Below are 23,545 nucleotides of genomic sequence, written 5' to 3'. Positions count from 1 at the left end.
TGAAGGCGATCACCGCGATCCACTCGGCCGCGTTCGGCCCGGGTATGGGCAGAACTCGTTTTACCCATACCCCAACAAATCCATCACCTTGCAAGACGTGCTGCGACTGTCGTGGGGTATTCAGCTGCCAGGTGTTTCGTGAACGTAGCTGATCGAGCGTAAGCAACCAACAACATGGACGAGGCTCGACTACCTCCGATGGGTCGAACATGTCATACGGCTATGGCATGGTGGCCTGTGTTGGTGAGCGACAACGAGATGCGGGGAAGGAGTTGATCGCTGATGGCGAGGTTCGATATCCCTGACGGATGGACGATGCAGGCCTACCGATTCGCGCTCGACCCCACCCCGCGACAACAACCGGTACTCCGATCACATTGCGGTGCATCCAGGTTCGCGTTCAACCACATGCTCGCCTTGGTCAAAGCGGTGATCGATCAACGCACCGCTGAACGCAGCTACGGGATCTCCGAGACCGAACTGACCCCGTCGATCGGCTGGTCACTACCCGGACTCCGCAAAATATGGAACCAGCGTAAACACGAGCACGCGCCGTGGTGGGCGGAGAACTCGAAAGAGGCCTACAACACCGGACTCGATGGCCTCGCCCGGTCGCTCGATAACTGGACTGCCTCCCGAACCGGCCGGCGGGCCGGTAAACCGGTCGGGTTCCCGAGATTAAAAACCGCGGCCCGGTCACGGCGGTCCGTTCGCTTCACCACGGGGACTATCCGGGTCGAGCCCGACCGCCATCACATCGTCCTTCCACGGGTCGGGCGGCTCAAAACACATGAGTCGACCCGCAAACTCGCCCGCCGGGTCGAGGCCGGAACCGCACGCATCCTCTCCGCCACCCTCGCCCAGGATTCGCGTCGCCGCTGGTACGTCTCATTCCAAACCCTCGTCACAGTCAAAGCCCGTCCCGGGCATGCCCGCCGGTCACCTCACCCGGTGGTCGGGGTCGATATCGGGGTCAAAGCCGACGCGCTGCTGGTGATCGCGACCCCTGACGGTCACGAAGTAGGCCGAATTCCGGCGCCCAAACCCCTGACTGCCGCACAAGCCCGGTTGCGGGTGTTGCAACGGAGGGCAGCACGTCAGCAGGGTTCGTATGACCCCGTCACGAAAAACCGGCGGCGGCCATCGAAGCGGTGGCAGGCCACCACGGCACGGATCGCCCGCACGCACGGGCGGGCCGCCGCAGTCCGCCGCGACGTTCTCCACAAGACCACCACTGAACTGGCCCAGCGGTACCAGGTGATCACCGTGGAAACTCTGAACGCGGCTGGGATGCGGTCCGCGGGCGGTGCCCGGAAGAAGGGGTTGAACCGGGCGCTCGCTGACGCGGCCCTCGCTCAGGTCCGGCAGATGTTGGCCTATAAGACTCGCTGGTACGGGTCGGTTCTGGTGGAAGCGGACCGGTGGTTTCCGAGTTCGAAGACGTGTTCGGGGTGTGGTGGGCGAAAGCCAAGCCTGACCCTCGCCGACCGTGTCTATAGCTGTGAGTCTTGTGGTCTGTCGATTGATCGTGACCGTAATGCCGCGATCAACCTCGCCCGACTCGGCGAGACCCGCCTGTCCAGGGTGGGTGAACAGGGTTGTGCCGACAGTGGGTCGGTGCCAGGACGTGGAGCCATCCGCAAGTCCGAGCCTGCGCGTGCGGGTGAGGCAGGAGGCTGTGAAACGTCTACCCCGTCGCAGCGTCAGCTGGGTTCGGCGGGGACCGCTTCACCGCAAGGTGAGGCTGCCTGATGGAGCACACGCACGGTCGCTCACCAAAAGGCAACGGCATGACCTACAAGGCCGCCACGGCAGGCGCCCGCATCGGTGGCGGCAAGGCCGTGATCATCGGCGACGCGCAACAGCGAGGGCCTTCCCGCCGCGTACGCGCGCCGTCGACACGCTCGGCGGGCGCTACATCACGGCGGGCGATGTGGGTACCGACACCGACGATCTGGATGTCATCGGCAGGCACGCCCGCCATCGCCGACGCCAGCACCGTCGCCGTCGGCGGCAATCGGCACAGTGCCGGGCGGACCGCACTCGGCATATTCCATGCCGATGCGCGCCAGGCCCAAATACGTTTGGGGCGCAACGACGCTGTCATACGGTCGCCGTCGAGTCGTAGGCAAGTCGGCCGCGAAAACTACCGCCCTACCCCGGCGGCGTCGACGTCTGCATGACCGATGGGAACGAGGCGGTGTTGCGGCGCATCGCCGACGACCCGTGGTTCCGATCCTGGCCGCCCTGGCTTGCATATGGCTGATGGTCAACCTCTCGATCGAGACCTGGCTGCGCTTCGTGATCTGGATGGCCCTCGGTGTCATCGTCTACTTCGCGTACGGTCGCCGACACTCGATCCTCGGCCGCGGGCAACCACAACCCGCGCAACCGGAGTTGACACCGGTCCGCTAGCTCGAAACCCACTGGGCCGCCGTCTGCTCGACCAGCGAGCAGGCGGCGGCCGACCCCGCGAGCACTCACTTTTCACAGCCTGTGGCACTCAGTGCCAGGTCAGGTGAAATAATCCCCGGGACAACCAGGGCAATGCGATGTTGGGAGTACGGCAGTGGAGTTGATCGGTGTAATCGGTGGCGGCACGATGGGCGCGGGGATCGCGGAGGTGTGCGCCAAGGCGGGCAGCTCGGTGCTCGTGCTCGAAACGAAGCCGGAGTTCGCCGAGGCGGCGCAGAACCGGATCGCCACCTCGATCGCCCGTGGCGTCGCCAAGGGCAAGATCACCCAGGACGAGGCCGACGCCGTGCTCGCGCGGGTGCGCGTCACCCTGGACATGGACGAGTTCGCCGATCGTGACCTGGTGATCGAGGCCGCGCCGGAGATCGAGGCGCTGAAGTACGAGATCTTCGGCAAGCTGGACAAGATCGTCAAGCCCGAGGGCATCCTCGCCACCAACACCTCCTCGATCCCCGTGATCAAGGTGGCCGGGGCGACCGAGCGGCCCGAGCGGGTCGTCGGCGTGCACTTCTTCAACCCCGTCCCGGTGATGCCGCTGGTCGAGATCATCTCGACGCTGGTGACCGCGCCGGAAGCGGCCGTGGCCGTCACCGACTACGTGAAGAACACCCTCGGCAAGATGGCCGTGCAGGCCGGTGACCGCTCCGGGTTCATCGTCAACGCGCTGCTCATCCCCTACCTCTGTTCCGCGATCCGGATGCTCGAGTCGGGCTACGCCACCGCCGAGGACATCGACGCGGCGATGAAGGGCGGCTGCGGCTACCCGATGGGCCCGCTGACGCTGCTCGACACCGTCGGCCTCGACATCGCCCTCGCGGCGTCGGAGTCGCTGTACGCGGAGTTCGCCGAGCCGCACCTCGCCCCGCCCGCGCTGCTGCGCCGGATGGTGGACGCGGGCCGGCTGGGCCGCAAGACCGGGCGTGGGTTCTACGACTACGCGAAGTGATGTTCTGTCCCGCAGGAGCTCGTGCTCCTGCGGGACGGCCCGCCCGACCTCACGCCGACGTCAGATTCTCCGCTTCGGGCTTCGGGAAGAAGCCGATGTCGATGTAGTGATCGAAGTAGCGGGTGATGACCGCGGCGTCGACGGCGGGGAACTCGATCGGCAGGCCGCGGAACGGTTCGGCGGGAGCCGACTCCACACCGGTCAGCACCGCGGCCGGGTTCGCCTGGGCGATGGCGGCCGCGTAGTTGCCGCTCAGCGCGGAAGCCCGAGCCAGGATCGGGTCGGCGTCCGGCCGTTCGGCGGCAGTGGACAGCTGGAGACCGAATTCCATCGGGTCGATGAAGTCGAAACGGTAACCGCGGCTGCGGATCTCCTCGTAGACGACATGCAGCGGCACCTGCGCACCGGCGGCCCGGAAGACGTTGCCGATGGCCGCGGTGTCGCGTGATCGGCTGACGATCCCCGCCGCGACATGGTCGACGGGCGCCATTTCGATGCCGATCGCGCGTACATCCACCGCCACACCGAGCACCAACATGGCACGCAGCATCGTCCACCAGGCGTCTTCGGCCGGGGCGACGCCCGTGCGGGAATCGCCGGTGATCAGGCCGGGGCGGTAGACGGCGATGGGAACGCCACGCTCGATCGCGGCGTGCACGAGCTGCTCGGCGACCCACTTGGTCATCGCGTAACCGGGTAGACCGGCGGGCACCCCGTTGTCCTGCGGGATCCCCGCGAGCACCGACAGTGTCGACACATAGTGGATCGGCTTGACCCGTGTGGTGGTCGCCAGGCGCAGCACCTCGGTGGTGCCGCAGACGTTGGCCGCCCGCATCCGCGCATACGGCTCGAGATGGTTCACCAGCGCACCGTTGTGATAGATCGCGTCGGCCCTGGCCGCGAGTTCGGCGAAGCGCAGTGGGTCCATACCGAGGTTCGGTTGCGCGAGATCGCCTGGGACACCGACGATTCGGTCGAGGTAGGGCGTCAGGTCGATGCGGTACTTCGCGGCTGTCGACACCACGCGATCCACGGCGCCCTGATCATCGGTGGCGCGGACCAGGCAGTGGATGGTCGCGGTGGTCTGCTCGAGCAGTTCGCGCAGCAGGAAGCTACCGAGGAACCCGGTGGCACCGGTGAGCAGCAGCGTGGCCGGTTCGCCGGTGCGCTGTGGCGCGCAGCCGGTGAGGTCGATCGACGGGTCGAGGATCGCGTCGAGCGCCGGATCGGGGCCTGCGGCCGAGGCCGATGACTCGTCGCGCAGAGCCAGTGCCAGGTCGCTGACCAGCGGATAGCTGAACAGCAGGCGCAACGGCACCTCGATGCCGAGTTGCTCAGCGAGGGTAGCGCGCACCCGGATCGCCGCGAGCGAGGTGCCACCGAGGACGAAGAAGTCGTCGTCGCGGCCGACCCGTTCGAGGTCGAGCACTTCGGCGATCGCGGTGGCGACGATCTGCTCATCGGCGGTGGCCGGTGCCTGGTACTCGCGGATCTCCACAGCGGGCGCGGGCAGCGCCTTGCGGTCGAGCTTTCCGGTCGCGCCGAGCGGGAATTCGTCGAGCACCAGTAGGCGGTGCGGAATCATGTACGGGGGCAACAGGGTTCGGATCGTCGCCAACACCTCGGCGGTGTCCACAGAAGTATCGAGAGGTGTCACGTAGCCGACGAGCTGTTCGTGGTGCACCGCGACCGCCGCACCAGCGACCGCCGGATGCGTGCGCAGCGCCGCCTCGATCTCACCGGGCTCGATGCGCAGGCCGTGCAGTTTGAGCTGAACGTCGGTGCGGCCCAGGTAGGTCAGGTCACCGGACGGGAGCCTGCGCACCAGATCGCCGGTGCGGTACATGCGTTCGCCGACGGGACCGTACGGGTCGGCGACGAATCGTTCCATCGTCTTGTCGGGGCTGCCGAGGTAACCCCGAGCCAGTTGCGCACCGGCCAGGTACAGCTCGCCGGGCGTGCCGGCGGGTACCGGCCGCAGCCGCGCATCGAGGACGTAGGCGCGAGAGTTCCAGTGCGGCAAGCCGATCGGGACGATACCGGCACCCACGTCGGTCACATCGGCGCCGGTGATCGACACGGTGGCCTCGGTGGGGCCGTACAGGTTGTGCAGACGGCCCGCGGTGACGGTGGTGAAGCGTTCGATGGTGGCGTTCGGCAGTGCTTCACCGCCGACCCACACCGCCCGCAGCGAACGCAGGGCGCCCGTCGGTGCGGAATCCAGGAGCATCTGGAGTACCGAGGGCACGATGGTGGTGCCGGTAACGCGGTGGCGGGCAATGAGTTCGGCGAGGTAGGCCGGATCGGTGAGTCGCTGCGAGGCGGCCACGATCATGTGCGCGCCTGCCCGCAACGGGGTGGCGAAGCCGATCATCGAGGCGTCGAAGGTGAACGGAATCGACTGCAGGACAGTGTCGGACTCCCTCACCCCGTACTCGCCGACCATGAACGCGGCCTGGTTGACGATCGCCGAATGCGGCACGCCGACACCCTTCGGCTTGCCCGTCGAGCCGGAAGTGAAGATCACATAGGCCAGGTCGAGAGTGTGCAGCGGGCGCAACCGGTCGGCGTCGGTCAGCCAGGCGTCCGAGAAGTCCGACAACGCGACCCGGTCCACCGAGACGACCGGCAGCCCATCGGCTTCGATCGCATCGCCGGTGGTGGTCAGCAGGCACACCGGCTGTGCGGCGGCGAGGATGTCGGCGCGACGCTCGGCGGGGGAATCGGGATCGAGTGGCACGTAGGCGCCACCGGCCGCGAAGACCGCGTACATGGCGACGACGAGATCGATCGAGGGCCGAATCGCCACGCCCACAGTGCTTCCGGGGCCGACACCGTCGGCGACGAGCAGCCTGGCCAGTCGGTTGACGCGACCGGCCAGCTCCCCGTAGCTCAGCGTGACCTCGCCGAAGGTGACCGCGGGCGCGTCGCGACGATGCTGTGCGCGGGCCCGGAATTCGTCGAGCAACGTCGAGTCCGCGACGAGGCGCAGCTCGCCCGACGGCTCGGTGAGCTCGGCCTCGGTGAGCAACGGCAGGTCACCGACGGGCCGGTGCGGTGCGGCGACGGCCGCGGTCAGCAGCCCGGCCAGGCGCTCGCCGAGCGTAGCCATGGTCGACGCGTCGAACAGGTCGGTGGCATAGCGCCAGGAGCAACGCAGGCCAGCGGGCCCGTCGCTGTCCTCGAGCGGAACGACGGTGAGCTGCAGGTCGACGGGTGCGGCTTCCTCGCCCAGATCGACCGCCGTTACCGTCAACTCAGGCAGTTCGAGGCGCGTGGCGCCGAAGTTCTGGAACGACAGCGCCACCTGGTACAGCGGGTGGTGGGCCTGGGTGCGCGGCGGATCCAGTTCGGCGACAAGACGTTCGAACGGCACATCCGCATGGGCGAAGGCGGCCAGATCGATATCGCGGACCCGATCCAGCAGGGCCGCGAAGGATTCGGCGGCGTGGATGCGGGTGCGCAGGACGACGGTGTTGACGAACATGCCGACGAGATCGTCGAGCTCGGGTTCACCACGACCGGCGACGGGAGCACCGACGGTGACATCCTCGGTACCGGCGACCCGCGCCAGCAGCACCGACAGCGCGGCGCGCACCACCATGAACAGCGAGGCATTGTGTTCGCGCGCGAGGGTTTCCAGCGCGGAATGCACCTGCGCGGAAACAGCGAAGTCCTGTGCCGCACCACGGGTGCCCGCGACCGGTGGCCGCGGTCGGTCGGTGGGTAGCTCGAGCAGGGCAGGGGCACCGGCGAGCGCGGTGCGCCAGAACGCGAGCTGCTCCGCCAGCAGCGAGCTGGGATCGTCTGCCGCGCCGAGCATTTCCTGCTGCCAGAGCGTGTAGTCCGCGTACTGCACGGGCAACGGCGCCCAGCTCGGCGCCGCACCGGCGGCACGCGCGGCATAGGCGGTCATCAGATCGCGCGTCAGCGGACCAAGCGAGAAGCCGTCGGTGGCGATGTGGTGCACGACCACCGCCAGCACGTGGTCGGTCGCGGAGAGCTGGAATATGGCCGCGCGCACGGGAACTCGCCGGCACACGTCGAACCCGCCGAGCGTCAGCCGGGCCAGTTCGCGCGGCAGCTCGGATTCCGCGATCGGGTCGACCACCACGTCGAGACCCGCCTGGGCCACGGGCAGGATCTGCTGGAAGCCCGCACCGCCGTGCTCGGGGTACACCGTGCGCAGCACCTCGTGCCGTTCGAGCACGTCATCGAGTGCGGCGGTGAGCGCTGCGGTGTCGAGCGGCCCGGACAGACGCAGTGCCACCGGGATGTTGTAGGCGCTGGATTCGGGATCCAGTCGCGCCATGAACCACATGCGCTGCTGGGCGAGCGAAAGCGGTACGTGCACACCACGTTCGCGCCGGGTCAGCGGCACACGCGCCGACGCGGCACCGACCAGCGCATCGAGGGCGCTCGCCAGCTCGGCCACCGTGCCGTGCTCGAAAACGGTGCGGGCGGGCACCCGCACACCGACCGCGGCACCGAGGCGACCGGCCAGCTGGGTGGCGAGCAACGAGTTGCCACCGAGGGCGAAGAAGTCGTCGCCGCGCCCGATCGGGTCGGCGCCGAGCAGCTCGGCGAAGACCGCCGCCACCGCGCTTTCGGTGTCACCGCGCGGCTGTTCGAACTCGCGCGCGACGAGTTCCGGTGCCGGCAGCGCCCGGTGATCGAGCTTGCCGACCGGCGTCAACGGCACCTCGTCGAGCACCACGATCGCGGCGGGCACCGCGTGCTGGGGCAGGTGCCGTTCGGCCAGCCGGGTCAGCGCCGCCGCGTCGATCGTGGCACCCGAGGCCGCGACGAGGTAGGAGACGAGCGCGCTCGCACCGCTGGGCAGCGTCCGGATGAGAGTGGCCGAGAAACGGACAGTGTCGTCGGCGGCGAACAGCGCGTCGATCTCGCCGAGTTCGATGCGGAAGCCACGCAGTTTCACCTGCGCGTCGGTGCGACCGAGGAATTTCAAGCCGAACCCGCCGGGTACCGGTACCCATTGCACGAGGTCACCGGTGCGGTAGAGCCTGCCGCGACCGAGTGGGTCGGCGACGAACCGGCTAGCGGTGAGCCCGGCCCGGTCGTGATAGCCACGAGCCAGGCCGACACCGGCGAGGTAGAGCTCACCGGGCACGCGGTCCGGCACCGGACGCAGCCGGGCATCGAGGACCAGTGCCGTCATCCCGGGGATCGTGTCGCCCATGGTGATCACGTCGTCGGCGGTCAGCCGATCGCTCATCGCGCAGACGATGGTGGTCTCGGTCGGGCCGTACACATTGAAGAACTCGCGGCCGGGCGCCCACTGTGCGATCAGCTCGGGCGGATACGCCTCGCCACCGACGGCGAGTGCGGCCAGTTCCGGCAGCGCCGCCGCGTCGAGCCCGGCCAGGGCCGCGGGCGTGATGAAGGCATGGGTCACCCGTTCGGCGCGCAACAGTTCGGTCAGTTCGTCGCCGCCGTAGACATCGGGCGGCACGATGACCATGGTCGCGCTCGCCCCGATCGCGAGGAGCATCTCCAGCATGCTGGCGTCGAAGCTGGGCGAGGCGAAGTGCAGCGTGCGCGAGTCGCCGGTGATGCCGAAGCGGCGGACCTGCTCGGCGCACAGACCGGCCAGGCCGGTGTGGGTGACCGCGACGCCCTTGGGGACGCCGGTCGAGCCGGAGGTGTAGATGATGTAGGCGAGATCGTCCGGGGAGAGCCCGCGAACGCGTTCGCCCGCGCTCACTGGTTCGTCCGACATCGCGGCCGACTCGACACCGAACTCGTCGGAATCGAGGCACAGCCACTGGATTCCGGCGTCCAGCCGGGCCGCGTCCGCCGCCTTGGCCAGCCCGAACGCGGCACCGGAATCGGCGAGCATGTAGGCAACGCGCTCGGCCGGGTAGCGCGGATCGACGGGGACGAAGGTGGCGCCGGTCTTGGCCGCCGCCCAGACCGCGACCACGGACTCGATCGAGCGGGTGAGCGCGAGGACGAAGCGGTCGCCGGGACCGAGGCCGCGCGCGATCAGCACCCTGGCCAGGCGCGAGGACCACTGGTCGAGTTCGGTGTAGGTGAGGGTCTGCCCGTCGAATCGCAGCGCGGGCGCCTCTGGGGCACGCTCGACGGCGGCCAGCAGGAGCCGCGGCAGCGTAGACGACACGGGCGCACGACGATGTCGGCGTGCGGCGCGGCGGCGGACGCCAGAAGCTTGCTCTGTCACCGGAAAGGCTTCCCTTCACCATGGATCACCCACGCGATCGCACATCTGGAACGTCGCCTGGACTCTCGGCTACACGGGGTATCGGAAAAATCCTGCGTGACGGTACCGCAAATATCTCATCAATTTCGGTGCAGTGGCAATTTCGTAGTTTCACCGTGCACACCATTGGTTATAGCCGACCGGCCAGTTTGTTACACAGCTCATACGCAGGTCATACGCAGGGCGAACAACATTCGGGCGGACGCGAGATTTTCAGATTCACCCGATACGTCACCCTCGATACCGAACTGCGCATCTGTGACGTTTCGCCCAACGCATACGACAAAACCGGAGGCCGCGAACGCGGCCTCCGGTAGTCGATGAGTGCGACCGAGATCGGTTACCAGGCGGTAGCCCTTGCCGGTCGGCGAACCTGCTCCTGCTCCCCCACCGAGGGGTCCTGCACGCGGGTGTTGCCCGCTTCGATCCACTGGGTGTCGGCCACGCCGTGACGGGAACGGTCGGTGCCGCGCACCGCCGTCTCGCAGCGCCGGGCCAGATCCCGGCGATCCGTTCCTGGACGCTCGAGCGGCTCGAGCACGATCTCGGCGATCATGCCCTTACTGCGCAGCACCCGCTTCGCGGAATCGGCGAAGGTGTCGGTGCCGACGAAACCCGGTACGGTGCATGGCATTCCGTCGCTGTCCAGGTAGCGCAGACGCACCGGCTGGACCGGGGTGGTGGTATCGACGGCGGCCTGGAACATGGCCGGCCGCATCGAACCGTAGGCCCGGCCACACCACGTGGTGCCCTCGGGAAAGACCACGATCCGGTTACCGGCGGACAGCCGGTCTGCCACCTGCCCGACTACGCCGGGCAGTTCGCGCAGTCGGGCCCGCTCGATCGGGATGACGCGCGTGAGCTCGGCGAGTTTGCCGAGCAGCGGCCATTCGACCATGTCGGCACGGGCGACGAAACTGACCGGCTGCACCGCGGCCAGCGCCACCACATCCGCCCAGCCGATGTGCCCGGCCACGATCATCACCGCGGTGCCCGGATCGGCGAAGCCCTCCGCCGATCCGCCCTGCTCAGGCGAGCGGTTGTCGATGATGCGCAACCGCATCCCGAGGCAACCCAGTGCCGCCCTGGCGTAGCGGCGCTGCACCTGCTCACGCCGCGACTTCGGAGTGGCCATGGTCAGCACCGGGAAGCTGAGCACCAGTCCGGCGATACCGGCCAGTCGCGCGAACATCCTGACGGTGCCGACCTCGTCGATCGGCTCGATGCAGCCGGACCCACAGGGGCTCGACGGCATCCACGAATGAGAGTGAGTTGCGAGCGGCGCGTCGAACACCATGGGTTTACTTCCCGTCGAAATTGGCGGCCGCGCTCTGCAGCCGCTCCAGGTACCGGGTGTTGATGGTTTCCATGCCGAGCAGCGCAACGAAGTCGGCGACGGCGAATTCGGGGTCGTGGGCCGGTTCACCGCAGATCTCGGCGCCCAGGCGCAGGTAGCCGCGCAGCAACGGCGGCATCTTGGGACGGCTCGGCGGGGTCAGCTGATCGAGGGAGAGTCCGTCGACGACGACCGGGTTGTACGGGTGCACACGACGCTCGGGGTCGCAGGCGTGGCGGCCGAGGAGCTGGTCGCGCACGCCGCGCACGTTCGCCCCGGCCGGATCGGTGGGTGAATCCCGCATCGGCACCGACACACAGCCCATCACCCAGTCGTAGCCGGTGAGCTGGATGTAGTGCAGGATGCCCGCCCACATGAGGGTGAGCACCGAGCCGTTGCGGTGATCGGGCACCACACAGGCGCGGCCCATCTCGACGATCCGGTTGCCCGTGGGATCGAGCTGGGTCAGATCGAACTCGGTGGCGGTGTAGTACCCGCCCGCCGCGTCGACCTTGTCCGGCGGCAGCATGCGGTAGCAGCCGACGAACTGTCCGGCGAACTCGTCGCGAACCAGCAGGTGGTCGCAGTGCAGGTCGAACTTGTCGGCATCGAGGCCGGTGGCGTTCGCCGGCATCTGAAAACCGGGTTCGGAGGCGAACACCTGATAGCGCAGTCGCTGCGCGGCCTCCCGGTGCTCGGCATCAGACGCGACGACCAAGGAGTACCGAGATTTCCCCACCCCGGAGTCCGGCGCCGGGGCGGTCAACACGGACGAAATTGTCATACTGCTGATGAAGCCAGTCCGAGCTGGCATCGGGGCGACGCGTCAGTGTCGTGTCGATGCCAGCTCGGTGAACGAGACGGGAGTCACACCGGACGTTCACCGAGGCGCTGCCAATCGTTCGCCCACCTGCGGGTTTCTAGCCGAACACCACCGATTTCGGCGCTGAACCCGGTTCGCGATCGGGCATTTCGAGCGTTGCGGAACGACAACGGCCCGCCGATTCCTCGGCGGGCCGTCGCAGGGGTGGATCAGGCGTGCACCCGCTCCTCGATGGCCGCTGCGGCGGTGTCATCCGTGCGATCGACGTCCGCCGGCTCAGCCTTCGTCGGCGCAGCCTTCGCACGCTCGGCTTCCGCGCGCTCGGCCTCGTCGAAGCCGGGACGCGCCGTCCCGATGAACGCGACCAGCCACCCTGCCACCGCGGCGAAGCGGTTACGGAAGCCGACCAGATACATCAGGTGGACCGCCAGCCACATCCCCCAGGCGATGGTGCCCTTGAAGGTGATGCGTTCATTGAGCTTCACCACCGCGCTGAAGCGGCTGATCACGGCCATGCTGCCCTTGTCCCAATAGACGAACGGCGTGCCCGCGTCCTTCTTGCGACGGATGATGTCGGCGGCGTGGCGGCCCTCCTGCATGGCGACCGGCGACTGGCCGGGGTAGCCGTTGAGCGAGGTCATGTCGCCGATGGCGAAGATGTCGGCGTGGCCGCCGACGGTGAGGTCGGGGTTGATCAGGAGGCGGCCCGCGCGGTCGGTCTCGGCGCCGGTGGCCTCGGCCAGCAGTGTCGCGAAGCCGCCGACCTGCACGCCCGCCGACCACACCACGGTCTCAGCGGCGATCCGGCGCTCGATGCCCTCTTTGTCCTTGACCGTCACCTTGCCCTCTTCGATGTCGGTGACGAAGGTGCCGAGCAGCACCTCGACGCCGCTGTCGGTGAGCGAGCGCTTCGCATATTCCGAGAGCCCACCGCCGAAGGGCGGCAACACCGCATCGGCACCCTCGACCAGGGTTACCGAAACCTGCTGGTGGAAGTGCCTCTTCGCGAGTTCCTTGATCTGGCCGGCCACCTCGACGCCGGTCGCGCCCGCGCCGACCACCACGAAGCTGAGCAGCTTGTGCTTGGTGACCTCGTCGGCGCCCTCGGCCAGGGCGAACACGTGGGCGATCTGATCGCGTAGTCGCTGGGCGTCGTCGATGGTCTTGAGCGAATAGGTCTTCTCGGCGAAGTCGTCGCGGCCGAAGTAGCTCTGGCTGGCGCCGGTGGCGGCGATCAGCGAGGCGTAGGCGATCTGGCGGGGGCCGTCGGCGGTCTCGTAGGTGAGGACCGCGGCGGCGGCGTCGATTCCGGTGACCTTGCCAAGGCGCACATCGATCTCGGGATGGCGGCGCAGTACGTTCTTGATCGGCGGTGCGATCTCTTCGGGCGCGAGCACGCCGGTCGCCACCTGGTAGAGCAGCGGCTGGAACAAGTGTTCGGGCGTGCTCGAGATCAGCACGACACCGACTCGTGACTTGGCCAGTTGCTTGGCTGCGGCCAGGCCACCGAAGCCCGAGCCGACGATGACGACATCTGTGTGTTCCATGATCACTCGCTCCAAGATCGCGTTCCAGATCGGTAATAAATCCTTTCCTATGAGTAAACGCGATGCGGAACGAAGATGTTTCCACTGCCTGGGCGCATAATAGAGATGACTCTTATCTGTATAACTAATCAATGGGAGGTACCTGGTGGAACTTCGACAGTTGGCCTACTTCGTGGCCGTCTGCGAGGAGCTCAGTTTCAGCCGCGCGGCCAACCGCTGCTTCATCTCGCAATCCGCGATCAGCCATCAGATCGCGAGACTGGAACGTGACCTGGGCGCGCAACTTTTCGAGCGCACCACGCGCGCCGTCGTCCCCACCGACGCGACCCTGCGGCTGCTGCCATTGGCCAAGCAGATGCTGAGCCTGGAATCGGCGATTCGTGCCGCCGTGCGCACCACCGGACCGCGCATTCGCTTGGCCGCCAACATGTCTTTCGCCGCACCGGCACTCTCGGCGATCGCCACCGCCAGGGCCGCGCACCCCGACGCCGAGATCGAATACGTGATCAAACCGTTCCGGCAGCGGATCACGGCGGTGGCCGACGGTGACTGCGATCTGGCGCTGATCCGCGGCAGCGTCGAGCAGCCCGGTCTCGCGGTGGAACAGCTGTGGGTCGAGGACCTGGTGATCGCGATCTCCAGCAACCATCCGCTGGCCGAACGCGGCGCGGTCACCCTCGCCGACCTGAGCCCCTATCCCCTGCTGCTCCCACCCGAACAGGAACAGGTGCTATTGCACACACTGATCCGCTCGGCCTTCGCCGACCTCCCGACCGGCCCCACCTTCGGCCCGCCGATCCCGCCCGATCACACCGCCACGATGGAACTGCTCAACCGCCCCGAATCCTGGACCATCCTCTACGAGGGACCGACCAAGGGCCTGCTCACCCTCGACCTCACCGACCACCGTCTGCGCATCCCGGTGTCGGCCGTCCTGCGCGAGGACGCCCGCGAGAATCCGATCGTGCGGACCCTGCTGGATGCCCTGCACCACTGACTCCGGGTCGGCTCCGGAAAGCCGCGACGCTACGGGTGCCCCGTCATCGCCAGCGGTTCGCGCGCAATGCCTTGCGATAGCGGATCCACTGCCCGGTCGACGAGGAGGCCGCGCAGCCGACCATTGCCGCCGCGAGGATGAACACCGCGCTCGCCGCCGCGGTCCCGGCGTAGACCCCGCCTATCGCGGAGCCGATGACCGCGAAGAGCGCGAAGAGCCCGATCAGCACCGCCGTGATGATCGCGATGACACGACCGGCGGTGCGCGCGCAGAGCAGCAAGACGCCGCCACTGCCGGTGAAGGCGACGACGACGGTGAGAATCGCGATCGCGATGAACGACCCGGTCGGGTCGTCACCCTTGCGGATCTCGTCGAGCGTTTCGGTGATGCCGAAGATCAGGAAGGCCAAGATCGAAAGACTGAGCAGCAGCGTCACACTGCCTGCGAGGATCGCGGCGCCGTTCGACGGCGCGGGGCCACCCACCGGCTGGTGCCACGGACTTCCCACCGCCATCGGCCGCCTGAGCGGATCACTCACCGGCGCACCGTATTCCGCTCGTCCCCAGACCGGCTGCTGCACGTGCCCACCGGAACCGTGCGCCTGTTGTGCGGGTCCGATCCACGCCTGCTGCGGATGTCCACCGGAACCGTGCGCCTGTTGCGCCGGTCCGATCCACGCCTGCGCCGGATGTCCACCGGAACCGTTCTCCGGTCGTGGGAGATCGGTCCACGGTCGCTGCGCATGTTCGCCGGATCCCGCTGCCTCTCGCACGGGATCGGTCCACGGCTGGTGCACGGTGAGTGCGGCGACATGTCTGCCTTCGAGCGCGTCGCGAACCGCATCGGTGAATTCTGTCGCGCTGCCGAACCTCTCGTCGCGACGCTTGGCCATCGCACGGGCGATGACACCGTCGACCGTGGGTGGCAGATCGGTTCTGACCGCACTGAGTCGCGGCACCGGCTGGGACAGATGTCCCGCGACCACCTGTCCGGGGTTGGTCGCGGTGTAAGGCGGGTGCCCGGCGTACATGGCGAACAGCGTGCAGGCCAGCGAGTACTGGTCGCTGCGGTGGTCGACGATCTCGCCGGAGAGTTGTTCGGGTGAGGCGTAGGCGAGGGTGGCGGTGAACGTGCCCGTCGCCGTGAGCTGAGTGTTCGCGGTGGCGACCCGCGCGATCCCGAAATCGGTGAGTACCGCGCGGATCTCGCGGCCGTGTTCGGGATCGGCGATCAGGATATTGCCCGGCTTCACGTCGCGGTGCAGGACGCCGTGCTGGTTGGCGTAGTCGAGTGCCGAGGCCGTCTCGCCGATCAGGCGCGCGGTGACCGCGGGCTCGTGCGCGTGCGAATCCCAAGTCGCGGCGTCGGTTCCGCGGATGACCTGCATCGCGATCCACAGGTACCCGTCGTCGCTGCCGCGGTCGTACACCCCGACGATGCTCGGATGGTCCAGTTGTGCAACGACATCGGCTTCCCGTTCGAACCGCCGCTGCAATTCCTGATCGGCCGTGAACTCCCGGTTCAGCAGTTTCAGGGCGACACTGCGCGGCAGCCGCGGATGCTTGGCGAGGTAGACCGTGCCCATCCCGCCTTGTCCCAGTACACCTTCCACCTGGTACCCAGCGAAATCAGCCCCCGCCTGCAGCACAACAACTCCTCACTATCCCCACTCGCAGCCCGCACGCTACCCGCGCACACAGATTTCGGCCATATGCCGACAAGCTTCCGAACCCCTCGACCGCGAAAGCCGGGGACACGGTCACTGGTGAGCGCGCCGTTCCAGCGGCGTGCCCACCAGTGCGTCCGCCACGGCGGCATGCAATGTGAGCATGTCGTGGTCCTCGTCCTCGATCGTCCACGCCATCTCTTCCACGGCTCGGACCAGGGCCCAGCCGCGGGCACGTTCGGGGTCGACGTCCAGAGCCGCGGCGGTGGCCGCGATGACGGTCTCCGCGTGTTCTCGCGTCGGTTTCGACTGGATCTGGATCATCAACAGGAAGCCCGCGTCGAAGGCCGCCTCGCCGAGGCAGGGCTTGGGGTCGATCAGTAGCCACGGTTCACGTTCGGCGGCAACGATATTGCCGAGGTGGGTGTCGCGGTTGACGATCAGCAGCGGGCCGTCGGGTTCGGCCAGTTCACCGCACCAATAGTCGACACGCTCACGCAGTTGCGACGAAAGCAGTTCGGCCAGTGCCGAATTCGGTGCGTTCAGCAGACTACGCAGGCCCGCGACAAGGTCGGTAGCCAAGGTGAAGGCCGGGAGACCTGCGGGCACCGTAGTGACCGGCCGCCGCAGTCGGCGATACAGCCCGCACGCGAACGCGACCTTCTCGGCGTTCTCCGGGCGGCCCTCGAGACTCGGAAACCCCGGCTGGTGCAGCAATTCCGTGCCAGGCCGCGCCCATTCGAGCAACAGCGCACCACTGTCCGGGTCGAAGTCGAGCAGCCGGACAGAACCGTCACCCGCGTAGACGTGCAGTGCGGTGGCCTCGGCAAGGTTCTCCTCGTCCACCATCGGCACCTTCAACACCGCCCACGACCCATCCGCACGTCGCGCGGCCGCCACGTAGGCATGAGTGCCACCCCGAAACGGCGCGGAGAACTCCGACAACCCCCAGCGCGCGGCCAAACCCACCACCACGCCGGGCAATCCATCGATCCACCGCGCCCCGGCTTGCCCGAACACCTCCCGGACCGTCTCCTCGACCTCCGCAGGCAACACCACACGTCCCAACGACATCAGCCCAGCCTGCCGACCCCGACTGCGCAGGTCAAACTCCTAGACAAACCCTTTCTCGACGAGTTCGAAACCGTCCGGACGCACCCGATGTCGCTCGCCCGAGCCGCCGACCACCCGACACCAGCTTTCGACGATCAGTTCATCAGCGTCGGGAGCGAAGGTGATCGAGAAGCCGCCGTACATCCCGGGGATCGGACACCACATGACCGCAGCTGGGTATTCGAGCAGAGGCCCGACCTGCGGCGTGCGGATGCGATGCTCCCGACACAGGTCAAGGACACGACCGTAGATCACCGCCTGCAGTTGACATTCGAGCTGGGCAATAGTGGCTTCGGAAGTCTCGCGCAGCAATTCGGGTACCAACAGCGCCGAGAGATGATCGTTGCCGCGAGCTGCCGCGATATCCGCAGCCGTCTCGCCATCGGCGGTACGGAGTGTGCGCCAGGCACCAAAAGCCAACAGTCGCTTCACAACAGACTCCGGCGCCCCTGCCCACGCGGCCTGGTGCAGCGGCGCGAACAGCGACGAGCCACCCACCCGGACCGCGTTGACGCGGTTGTCTCCCGCGATCAAGCCGATGACCGCCTCCCAATCACCGGCCTTCGCCGCATCGGCAAGCCTGTCCCGGAGCTCTAACCCGTTCTCGTTGAGGGATTTACGGTTGTTCGATCCCAGCCAGGTCAACTGCACGGCGTCAGCCTAGCGAGACCTGCCGCGCGATGCGTCACGTGCACCTCGCCGACAGCGCCGCGCACAATCAGAAGGTCAATGCAGATCAGGCGATCTCGATCGTCGGCACAAAACACCAACGGCCCGCGAAACCTGTCTGCGCTGGCGCAGGAACAGGTTTCGCGGACCGAGGTCAACTCAACCGGGTGGCGATCAGCCCTTGTGGGACTTCACGGCCTCGGTCAGCTGCGGGGAGACGTTGAACAGGTCGCCCACGATGCCGTAGTCGGCGATCTCGAAGATGGGTGCTTCTTCGTCCTTGTTGACAGCGACGATCGTCTTCGAGGTCTGCATGCCGGCGCGGTGCTGGATGGCGCCGGAGATGCCGAGGGCGATGTAGAGCTGGGGGGAGACGGTCTTGCCGGTCTGACCCACCTGGAACTGGCCCGGGTAGTAGCCCGAGTCGACGGCGGCACGCGAGGCGCCGACAGCGGCACCCAGCGAGTCCGCGAGGGCCTCGACGACCGCGAAGTTGTCGGCGGAACCGACACCGCGGCCACCGGAGACGACAATGCTCGCCTCGGTGAGTTCGGGGCGGTCGCCACCGACGATCGGGTCACGCGAGATGACCTTCACGACGCCGTCTTCCTGCGCCGGAACCTCGACGACGACCTGCTCGCCCGCGCCGGCCTGCGGAGCGGCCTCGATGGCGCCCGGACGGACCGAGATCACCGGCAGGTCGCCGGTGGCCTTGGCCTCGACGGTGAACGCGCCACCGAAGATGGAGTGCACGACCGAACCATCGGCGTTGACGCCGATGACGTCGACGAGCAGGCCGGAGCCGATGCGCGCGGCAAGGCGGCCCGACACCTCCTTGCCCTCGGCGGTGGCGGCGACCAGCACGGCGGCGGGTGCGGCGGACTCGGCCAGACCGGCGAGCACGTCGACCTTCGGGGTGACCAGGAAGCCCTCGATGTCGTCGGACTCGGCGACATAGATCTTCTCGGCGCCACCGGCGGCCAGCGCGGCGGCCAGCTTGTCGGCGGTACCGGCCGGGCCGGTGACGACGGCGGCGGGCTCGCCCAGCGTGCGGGCGGCGGTGAGCAGTTCGGTGCTGACCTTCTTCACGGCACCGTCGGCGTGCTCGATGAGCACAAGTACTTCAGCCATTAGTTCTTTCTCCTTAGAAGTCTCGGACGGCGCCGGATCAGATGATCTTCTGACCGATGAGGTAGGACGCGATCTGGTTGCCGCCCTCGCCCTCGTCCGCGATCTTCTCGCCCGCGGTGCGAGCCGGCTTCGGGGTGGCACCGGTGACCTGGGTGCCCGCGTTGGCGACACCGACGGTCTCCGGGTCGACGCCCAGATCAGCCAGGGTGAAGACCAGAACTTCCTTCTTCTTCGCGGCCATGATGCCCTTGAAGGAGGGGAAGCGAGGCTCGTTGATCTTCTCGGTGACCGAGACGATCGCGGGCAGCGACGCCTCGAGCTTGAAGACACCCTCGTCGGTCTCCCGCTCGCCGGTGATCTTGTCGCCGTCGACGGTGAGCTTGCGCAGGTGCGTCAGCTGCGGGATGCCGATGTACTCCGCGATGATCGCGGGCACGGCACCTGCGCGGCCGTCGGTGGCCTCGTTACCGGCGATGACCAGCTCGACACCCTCGACCTGGCCGAGCGCGGCGGCCAGCACGTAGGCGGTCTGCACGGCGTCGGAGCCGTGGATCGCCGGGTCGTTGATGTGGATGGCCTTGTCGGCGCCCATGGACAGCGCCTTGCGGATGGCCTCGTTGGCGCGGTCGGGACCGGCGGCCAGCACGGTAACCTCGCCGCCCTGGGCCTCCTTGATCAGCAGCGCTTCCTCGACGGCGCGCTCGTTGATCTCGTCGAGGACCGCGTCGGCAGCCTCGCGATCGAGGGTGTAGTCACCATCGGTCAGCTTGCGCTCGGACCAGGTGTCGGGGACCTGCTTGATGAGTACGACGATGTTCGGCATCGGTCTTCGTCGACCTCCTTCTGGGGACACGTATGTGGTGGGACCGCACGAGCTCAGCCGTACGTCCGTGTGAGATATCTAGCTCAGATCGGAACACTACCCTACGCTAAGTTACTCGTGGGTAACCTACCTGCGCAAGAGGTCCCTGACTCCTGCGTGAACCGGCGGTACCAGTAACCTCGGAGCAATGAGCGAGGCTGTGATCCCTGCCGCACCCGTGGCCGCAACACATGAACCACTGCCGTTGACCGGCGAGCGGACGGTGCCCGGCATCGCCGAGGAGAACTACTGGTTCCGTCGGCACGAGATCGCCTACGCCCGCCTGCTCGACCGATGCACCGACAAGGTAGTGCTGGAGGCGGGTTCGGGCGAGGGCTACGGCGCCGACATGATCGCGGGCGTCGCCCGGCGTGTCACCGGTCTGGACTACGACGAGGGCGCCGTCGCGCACGTCCGCGCGCGCTACCCCCGCGTGGAAATGATCCAGGGCAACCTCGCCGCGCTGCCCCTCGACGACGAATCCGTCGACGTCGTGGTGAATTTCCAGGTCATCGAACACCTCTGGGACCAGGGACAGTTCCTGCGCGAATGCCTGCGCGTGCTTCGCCCCGGCGGGGTGCTGCTGATCAGCACACCGAACCGGATCACCTTCTCCCCCGGTCGCGACACCCCCCTCAATCCGTTCCACACCCGCGAACTCAATGCGGCCGAGCTGACCGAACTGCTGGTCGATGCCGGGTTCACCGTCGCCGAGATGCTCGGCGTGCACCACGGCGCGAGCCTGACAGCGTTGGACGCCAAGCACGGTGGGTCGTTCATCGACGCCCAGATCGAGCGCGCGCTGGCCGGTGAGCCGTGGCCCGCCGACCTCACCGCCGACGTCGCCGCCGTCACCATCGACGATTTCGACCTGCGTGCAGGCGATATCGACGCGAGCCTGGACCTGGTCGCGATCGCTGAGAAGGCAACGCGTTGACCGATTCCCGCTCCGCCGTGCCGGGCCAATTCACCCTGGTTCTGCACTCCCACTTGCCCTGGCTCGCCCATCACGGGCGCTGGCCGGTCGGCGAGGAATGGCTATACCAGTCCTGGGCCGCGTCGTATCTGCCGCTGGTTCGGGTACTGAAAAATCTTGCCGCCGAAGGGCGTTCACATCTGCTGAGCCTTGGCATCACCCCCGTGCTCGCCGCGCAGCTCGACGATCCGCACAGCCTCGCCGGCATGCATCACTGGCTGGGCAACTGGCAGTTGCGCGCCGACGAAGCGTCGATGTCGGGGAACGTCGCGCTGGGCCGTCACGAACATCGGCTCGCGGCAACAGCTCTGGCCGATTTCGAACAGAACTGGCAACACGGCGGTTCACCGGTGTGGCGTTCGCTGATCGACGCCGACGCGATCGAACTGCTCGGCGGACCCCTCGCGCACCCGTTCCAGCCGCTGCTCGATCCGCGCCTGCGCCAGTTCCAGCTCACCGAGGGCCTGGCCGACGCGGGACTGCGCTGGGGCACCACGCCGACGGGCATCTGGGCACCCGAATGCGGCTACACCCCCGGCATGGAACGGGGTTACGACGCCGCGGGCATCACCCACTTCATGGTCGACGGTCCGTCACTACGCGGTGACACCTCGCTCGGCAGGCCGGTGCGCGATTCCGAGGTTGTCGCCTTCGGGCGCGACCTCGCCGTGAGTTACCGGGTCTGGTCGCCGAAACAGGGCTACCCCGGCCAGAGCGCCTACCGTGATTTCCATCACTACGACCACGCGACCGGGCTCAAACCCTCGCGCGTCACCGGCAAAACCGTCGACGGTCCTGACAAGGCCCCTTACGATCCGGAATTGGCGGCCGAGGCGGTCACCCGCGACGTCACCGACTTCGTCGAAACGGTCCGCACCCGGCTGATCGAGGAGTCCGCGCGAATCGGCAGGCCCGCCCTCGTGGTGGCCGCGTTCGACACCGAACTGTTCGGGCACTGGTGGCACGAGGGGCCGCAGTGGCTGGAGCAGGTCCTGCGCGCGCTGCCCGAAGCGGGCGTGAATGTGGGCACCCTCGCCGACGCCCGCGAAAACGGCTTCGTCGGCGAACCTGTGCAGCTCAACGACTCCTCGTGGGGTTCGGGCAAGGACTGGCGGGTGTGGGCGGGCGACCAGGTCGCCGACCTCGTCGAGCTCAACGCCGACATCGTTCGCCTGGCGCTGGACACCCTCGACAAGGTGCGCCGCGACGGCTCCCTGCGCGATCCGGTCGCCGATCAGTTGCTGCGTGAGGCGATTCTCACCGTGTCCAGCGACTGGGCGTTCATGGTCAGCAAGGACTCCGCCGCCGGGTACGCCCGCGACCGGGCACACGAACACGCGCACGCCGTCCGCGAGCTCGCCGAGGCGATCGGCGCCGGACAGTTCGCCAAAGCGACCCGTCTCGCGGCAGGATGGGCGATGGCCGACGGATTCTTCCCTGGTCTGGACGCGCGGCGGTTGCCGACCGCTGTCCCGTCGGCCGCCGCTGAAGGATCCGTATGAAGATTTTGATGGTGTCGTGGGAGTACCCGCCGGTTGTGGTCGGTGGGCTCGGTCGGCATGTGCATCACCTGGCCGTCGAGCTGGCCGCGGCCGGCCACGAGGTCGTCGTCCTGGCACGTCGACCTACGGGGACCGATTCGGTCACCCATCCCACGCACTCCTACATCGCCGACGGCGTGCTCGTCGTCGCGGTGGCCGAGGACCCGCCGTGCTTCGACTTCGGCGAGGACATGCTCGCCTGGACCCTTGCCATGGGGCACGCGATGGTGCGTGCCGGGGTGGCACTCGGTAAGCCCGGCGTCGGCGAGGGCTGGACGCCCGATGTGGTGCACGCGCACGACTGGCTCGTCGCGCACCCATCCATCGCGCTCGCGGAATATTACGACGTGCCGCTGGTCTCGACGATCCACGCCACCGAGGCCGGACGGCACAGCGGCTGGGTGTCGGGCCGGGTCAACAAGCAGGTCCACTCGGTCGAGTGGTGGCTTACCAACGAATCCGATCAGCTCATCACCTGCTCGACCTCCATGCAGGACGAAGTCGAACGACTCTACGGACCGGAACTGGCCCCGATCACGGTGATCCGCAACGGTATCGACGTCGGCTCGTGGACCTTCCGTCCGCGCGCGCCGCGCTCGGGCCCGCCGCGACTGCTCTATGTCGGCCGCCTCGAATACGAGAAGGGCGTGCAGGACGCGATCGCCGCACTCCCCCGCATCCGCCGGGCCCACCCCGGCACCACCCTCACCGTCGCCGGTGTGGGCACCCAGTTCGAGTGGCTGCGTGAGCGCGCCCGCGTGCACCGCGTCGCCCGCGCCGTCCACTTCGTCGGCAGCCTCGGCCACGAGGAACTCCTCGGCTGGCTGCACGGCGCCGACGCCATCGTCCTGCCCAGCCGCTACGAACCCTTCGGCATCGTCGCCCTCGAGGCCGCCGCCGCGGGCGTCCCCCTGATCGCCTCGACCGCGGGCGGCCTCGGCGAAGCCGTCATCGACGGCGTCACCGGCGCCTCCTTCGACCCCGCCGACATCGACGGCCTGGTAGACGCCACCCGAGCCGTCCTCGACGACCCCGCCACCGCCCAAGCCCGCGCCCGCACGGCCCGAGAACGCCTCACCGCCGACTTCGCCTGGGACGTAGTAGCCGCCGAAACCGCCCAGGTCTACACCGCCGCCAAACGCCGGGTCCGCACCTCCCTCGGCCGCCCCGACATCGTGGAAAGACCACTGCCGGAACGGGATCCGAAGTAGGGCCGATCCCG

Annotated in this window: 16 protein-coding genes and 1 pseudogene; 7 read left to right on the top strand and 10 right to left on the bottom strand. The window is 67.8% G+C overall.

Going from position 1 to position 23,545, the window contains the following annotated elements; translation table 11 throughout:
* The first annotated feature begins 282 nt into the window (after positions 1-282).
* Positions 283-1,752: an IS607 family element RNA-guided endonuclease TnpB gene (gene tnpB, locus ACFWO8_RS20745; RefSeq protein ID WP_378953381.1), complete on the top strand. Its 1,470-nt coding sequence runs from the start codon at positions 283-285 to the stop codon at positions 1,750-1,752.
* Positions 1,753-1,795: 43 nt separating this feature from the next.
* Here the strand turns inward: tnpB and ACFWO8_RS20740 are convergent, their stop codons facing one another.
* Positions 1,796-2,107 carry a hypothetical protein gene (locus ACFWO8_RS20740; RefSeq protein ID WP_378953564.1) on the bottom strand — a complete coding sequence of 104 codons (312 nt, stop codon included), beginning with the start codon at positions 2,105-2,107 and terminating at the stop codon, positions 1,796-1,798.
* A 116-nt stretch (positions 2,108-2,223) separates the two neighbouring features.
* Here ACFWO8_RS20740 and ACFWO8_RS20735 point away from each other — a divergent pair.
* Together ACFWO8_RS20735 and ACFWO8_RS20730 are read left to right on the top strand one after the other, a co-directional pair.
* Positions 2,224-2,415: pseudogene (locus tag ACFWO8_RS20735) on the top strand (amino acid permease C-terminal domain-containing protein); the annotation flags it as partial.
* A gap of 154 nt (positions 2,416-2,569) precedes the next feature.
* Complete coding sequence (locus tag ACFWO8_RS20730) at positions 2,570-3,421, top strand: 3-hydroxybutyryl-CoA dehydrogenase (protein ID WP_378953379.1); 852 nt, start codon at positions 2,570-2,572, stop codon at positions 3,419-3,421.
* Between the two features lie 49 nt (positions 3,422-3,470).
* Here ACFWO8_RS20730 and ACFWO8_RS20725 read toward each other — a convergent pair whose 3' ends face one another.
* The 4 genes from ACFWO8_RS20725 to ACFWO8_RS20710 form a co-directional block, all read right to left on the bottom strand.
* Positions 3,471-9,563: an amino acid adenylation domain-containing protein gene (locus ACFWO8_RS20725; protein WP_378953377.1), complete on the bottom strand. Its 6,093-nt coding sequence runs from the start codon at positions 9,561-9,563 to the stop codon at positions 3,471-3,473.
* 439 nt (positions 9,564-10,002) lie between these two features.
* Positions 10,003-10,917 (bottom strand): lysophospholipid acyltransferase family protein, encoded by a 915-nt coding sequence (locus ACFWO8_RS20720; RefSeq protein ID WP_378953375.1) that lies wholly within the window; start codon positions 10,915-10,917, stop codon positions 10,003-10,005.
* A 46-nt stretch (positions 10,918-10,963) separates the two neighbouring features.
* Complete coding sequence (locus tag ACFWO8_RS20715) at positions 10,964-11,782, bottom strand: GNAT family N-acetyltransferase (RefSeq protein ID WP_378953373.1); 819 nt, start codon at positions 11,780-11,782, stop codon at positions 10,964-10,966.
* A gap of 248 nt (positions 11,783-12,030) precedes the next feature.
* A complete protein-coding gene (locus ACFWO8_RS20710) occupies positions 12,031-13,368 on the bottom strand; it encodes an NAD(P)/FAD-dependent oxidoreductase (protein WP_378953371.1) in 1,338 nt (445 codons plus the stop codon).
* Positions 13,369-13,513: 145 nt separating this feature from the next.
* Between ACFWO8_RS20710 and ACFWO8_RS20705 the strand changes: the two genes are divergently transcribed.
* Positions 13,514-14,365 (top strand): LysR family transcriptional regulator, encoded by an 852-nt coding sequence (locus ACFWO8_RS20705; RefSeq protein WP_378953369.1) that lies wholly within the window; start codon positions 13,514-13,516, stop codon positions 14,363-14,365.
* 43 nt (positions 14,366-14,408) lie between these two features.
* On the opposite strand, the gene ACFWO8_RS20700 is transcribed toward ACFWO8_RS20705, so the two are convergent.
* The 5 genes from ACFWO8_RS20700 to ACFWO8_RS20680 all read right to left on the bottom strand — a co-directional run bounded on the left by ACFWO8_RS20700 (position 14,409) and on the right by ACFWO8_RS20680 (position 19,767).
* Positions 14,409-16,013 (bottom strand): protein kinase, encoded by a 1,605-nt coding sequence (locus ACFWO8_RS20700; protein WP_378953366.1) that lies wholly within the window; start codon positions 16,011-16,013, stop codon positions 14,409-14,411.
* A 111-nt stretch (positions 16,014-16,124) separates the two neighbouring features.
* Entirely contained in the window at positions 16,125-17,105 is a 981-nt protein-coding gene (locus ACFWO8_RS20695; RefSeq protein WP_378953364.1) for an aminoglycoside phosphotransferase family protein, read from the bottom strand.
* Between the two features lie 39 nt (positions 17,106-17,144).
* On the bottom strand, positions 17,145-17,795 hold the full coding sequence (locus ACFWO8_RS20690; protein ID WP_378953362.1) for a hypothetical protein: 651 nt from the start codon (positions 17,793-17,795) through the stop codon (positions 17,145-17,147).
* A gap of 192 nt (positions 17,796-17,987) precedes the next feature.
* On the bottom strand, positions 17,988-18,944 hold the full coding sequence (locus tag ACFWO8_RS20685) for an electron transfer flavoprotein subunit alpha/FixB family protein (RefSeq protein WP_378953360.1): 957 nt from the start codon (positions 18,942-18,944) through the stop codon (positions 17,988-17,990).
* Positions 18,945-18,981: 37 nt separating this feature from the next.
* Positions 18,982-19,767 (bottom strand): electron transfer flavoprotein subunit beta/FixA family protein, encoded by a 786-nt coding sequence (locus ACFWO8_RS20680; protein WP_067449214.1) that lies wholly within the window; start codon positions 19,765-19,767, stop codon positions 18,982-18,984.
* Between the two features lie 187 nt (positions 19,768-19,954).
* On the opposite strand from ACFWO8_RS20680, the gene ACFWO8_RS20675 reads away from it, so the two are divergent.
* From ACFWO8_RS20675 to ACFWO8_RS20665, 3 genes are read left to right on the top strand one after another with little or no spacing between them, the layout of a single operon-like run.
* Positions 19,955-20,743, top strand: a complete 789-nt coding sequence (locus ACFWO8_RS20675) for a class I SAM-dependent methyltransferase (protein ID WP_378953358.1) — start codon at positions 19,955-19,957, stop codon at positions 20,741-20,743.
* Positions 20,740-22,284, top strand: coding sequence for a 1,4-alpha-glucan branching protein domain-containing protein (locus ACFWO8_RS20670; protein WP_378953355.1), 1,545 nt, complete (start codon positions 20,740-20,742; stop codon positions 22,282-22,284). The genes ACFWO8_RS20675 and ACFWO8_RS20670 overlap by 4 nt, the downstream gene beginning before the upstream one ends.
* Complete coding sequence (locus tag ACFWO8_RS20665) at positions 22,281-23,534, top strand: glycosyltransferase family 4 protein (RefSeq protein WP_378953353.1); 1,254 nt, start codon at positions 22,281-22,283, stop codon at positions 23,532-23,534. The genes ACFWO8_RS20670 and ACFWO8_RS20665 overlap by 4 nt, the downstream gene beginning before the upstream one ends.
* Positions 23,535-23,545: the final 11 nt, after the last annotated feature.

The organism is Nocardia sp. NPDC058480 (genome assembly GCF_042720495.1).
GTDB lineage: Bacteria > Actinomycetota > Actinomycetes > Mycobacteriales > Mycobacteriaceae > Nocardia.
This window is presented reverse-complemented; position numbering and strand designations above follow the sequence as displayed.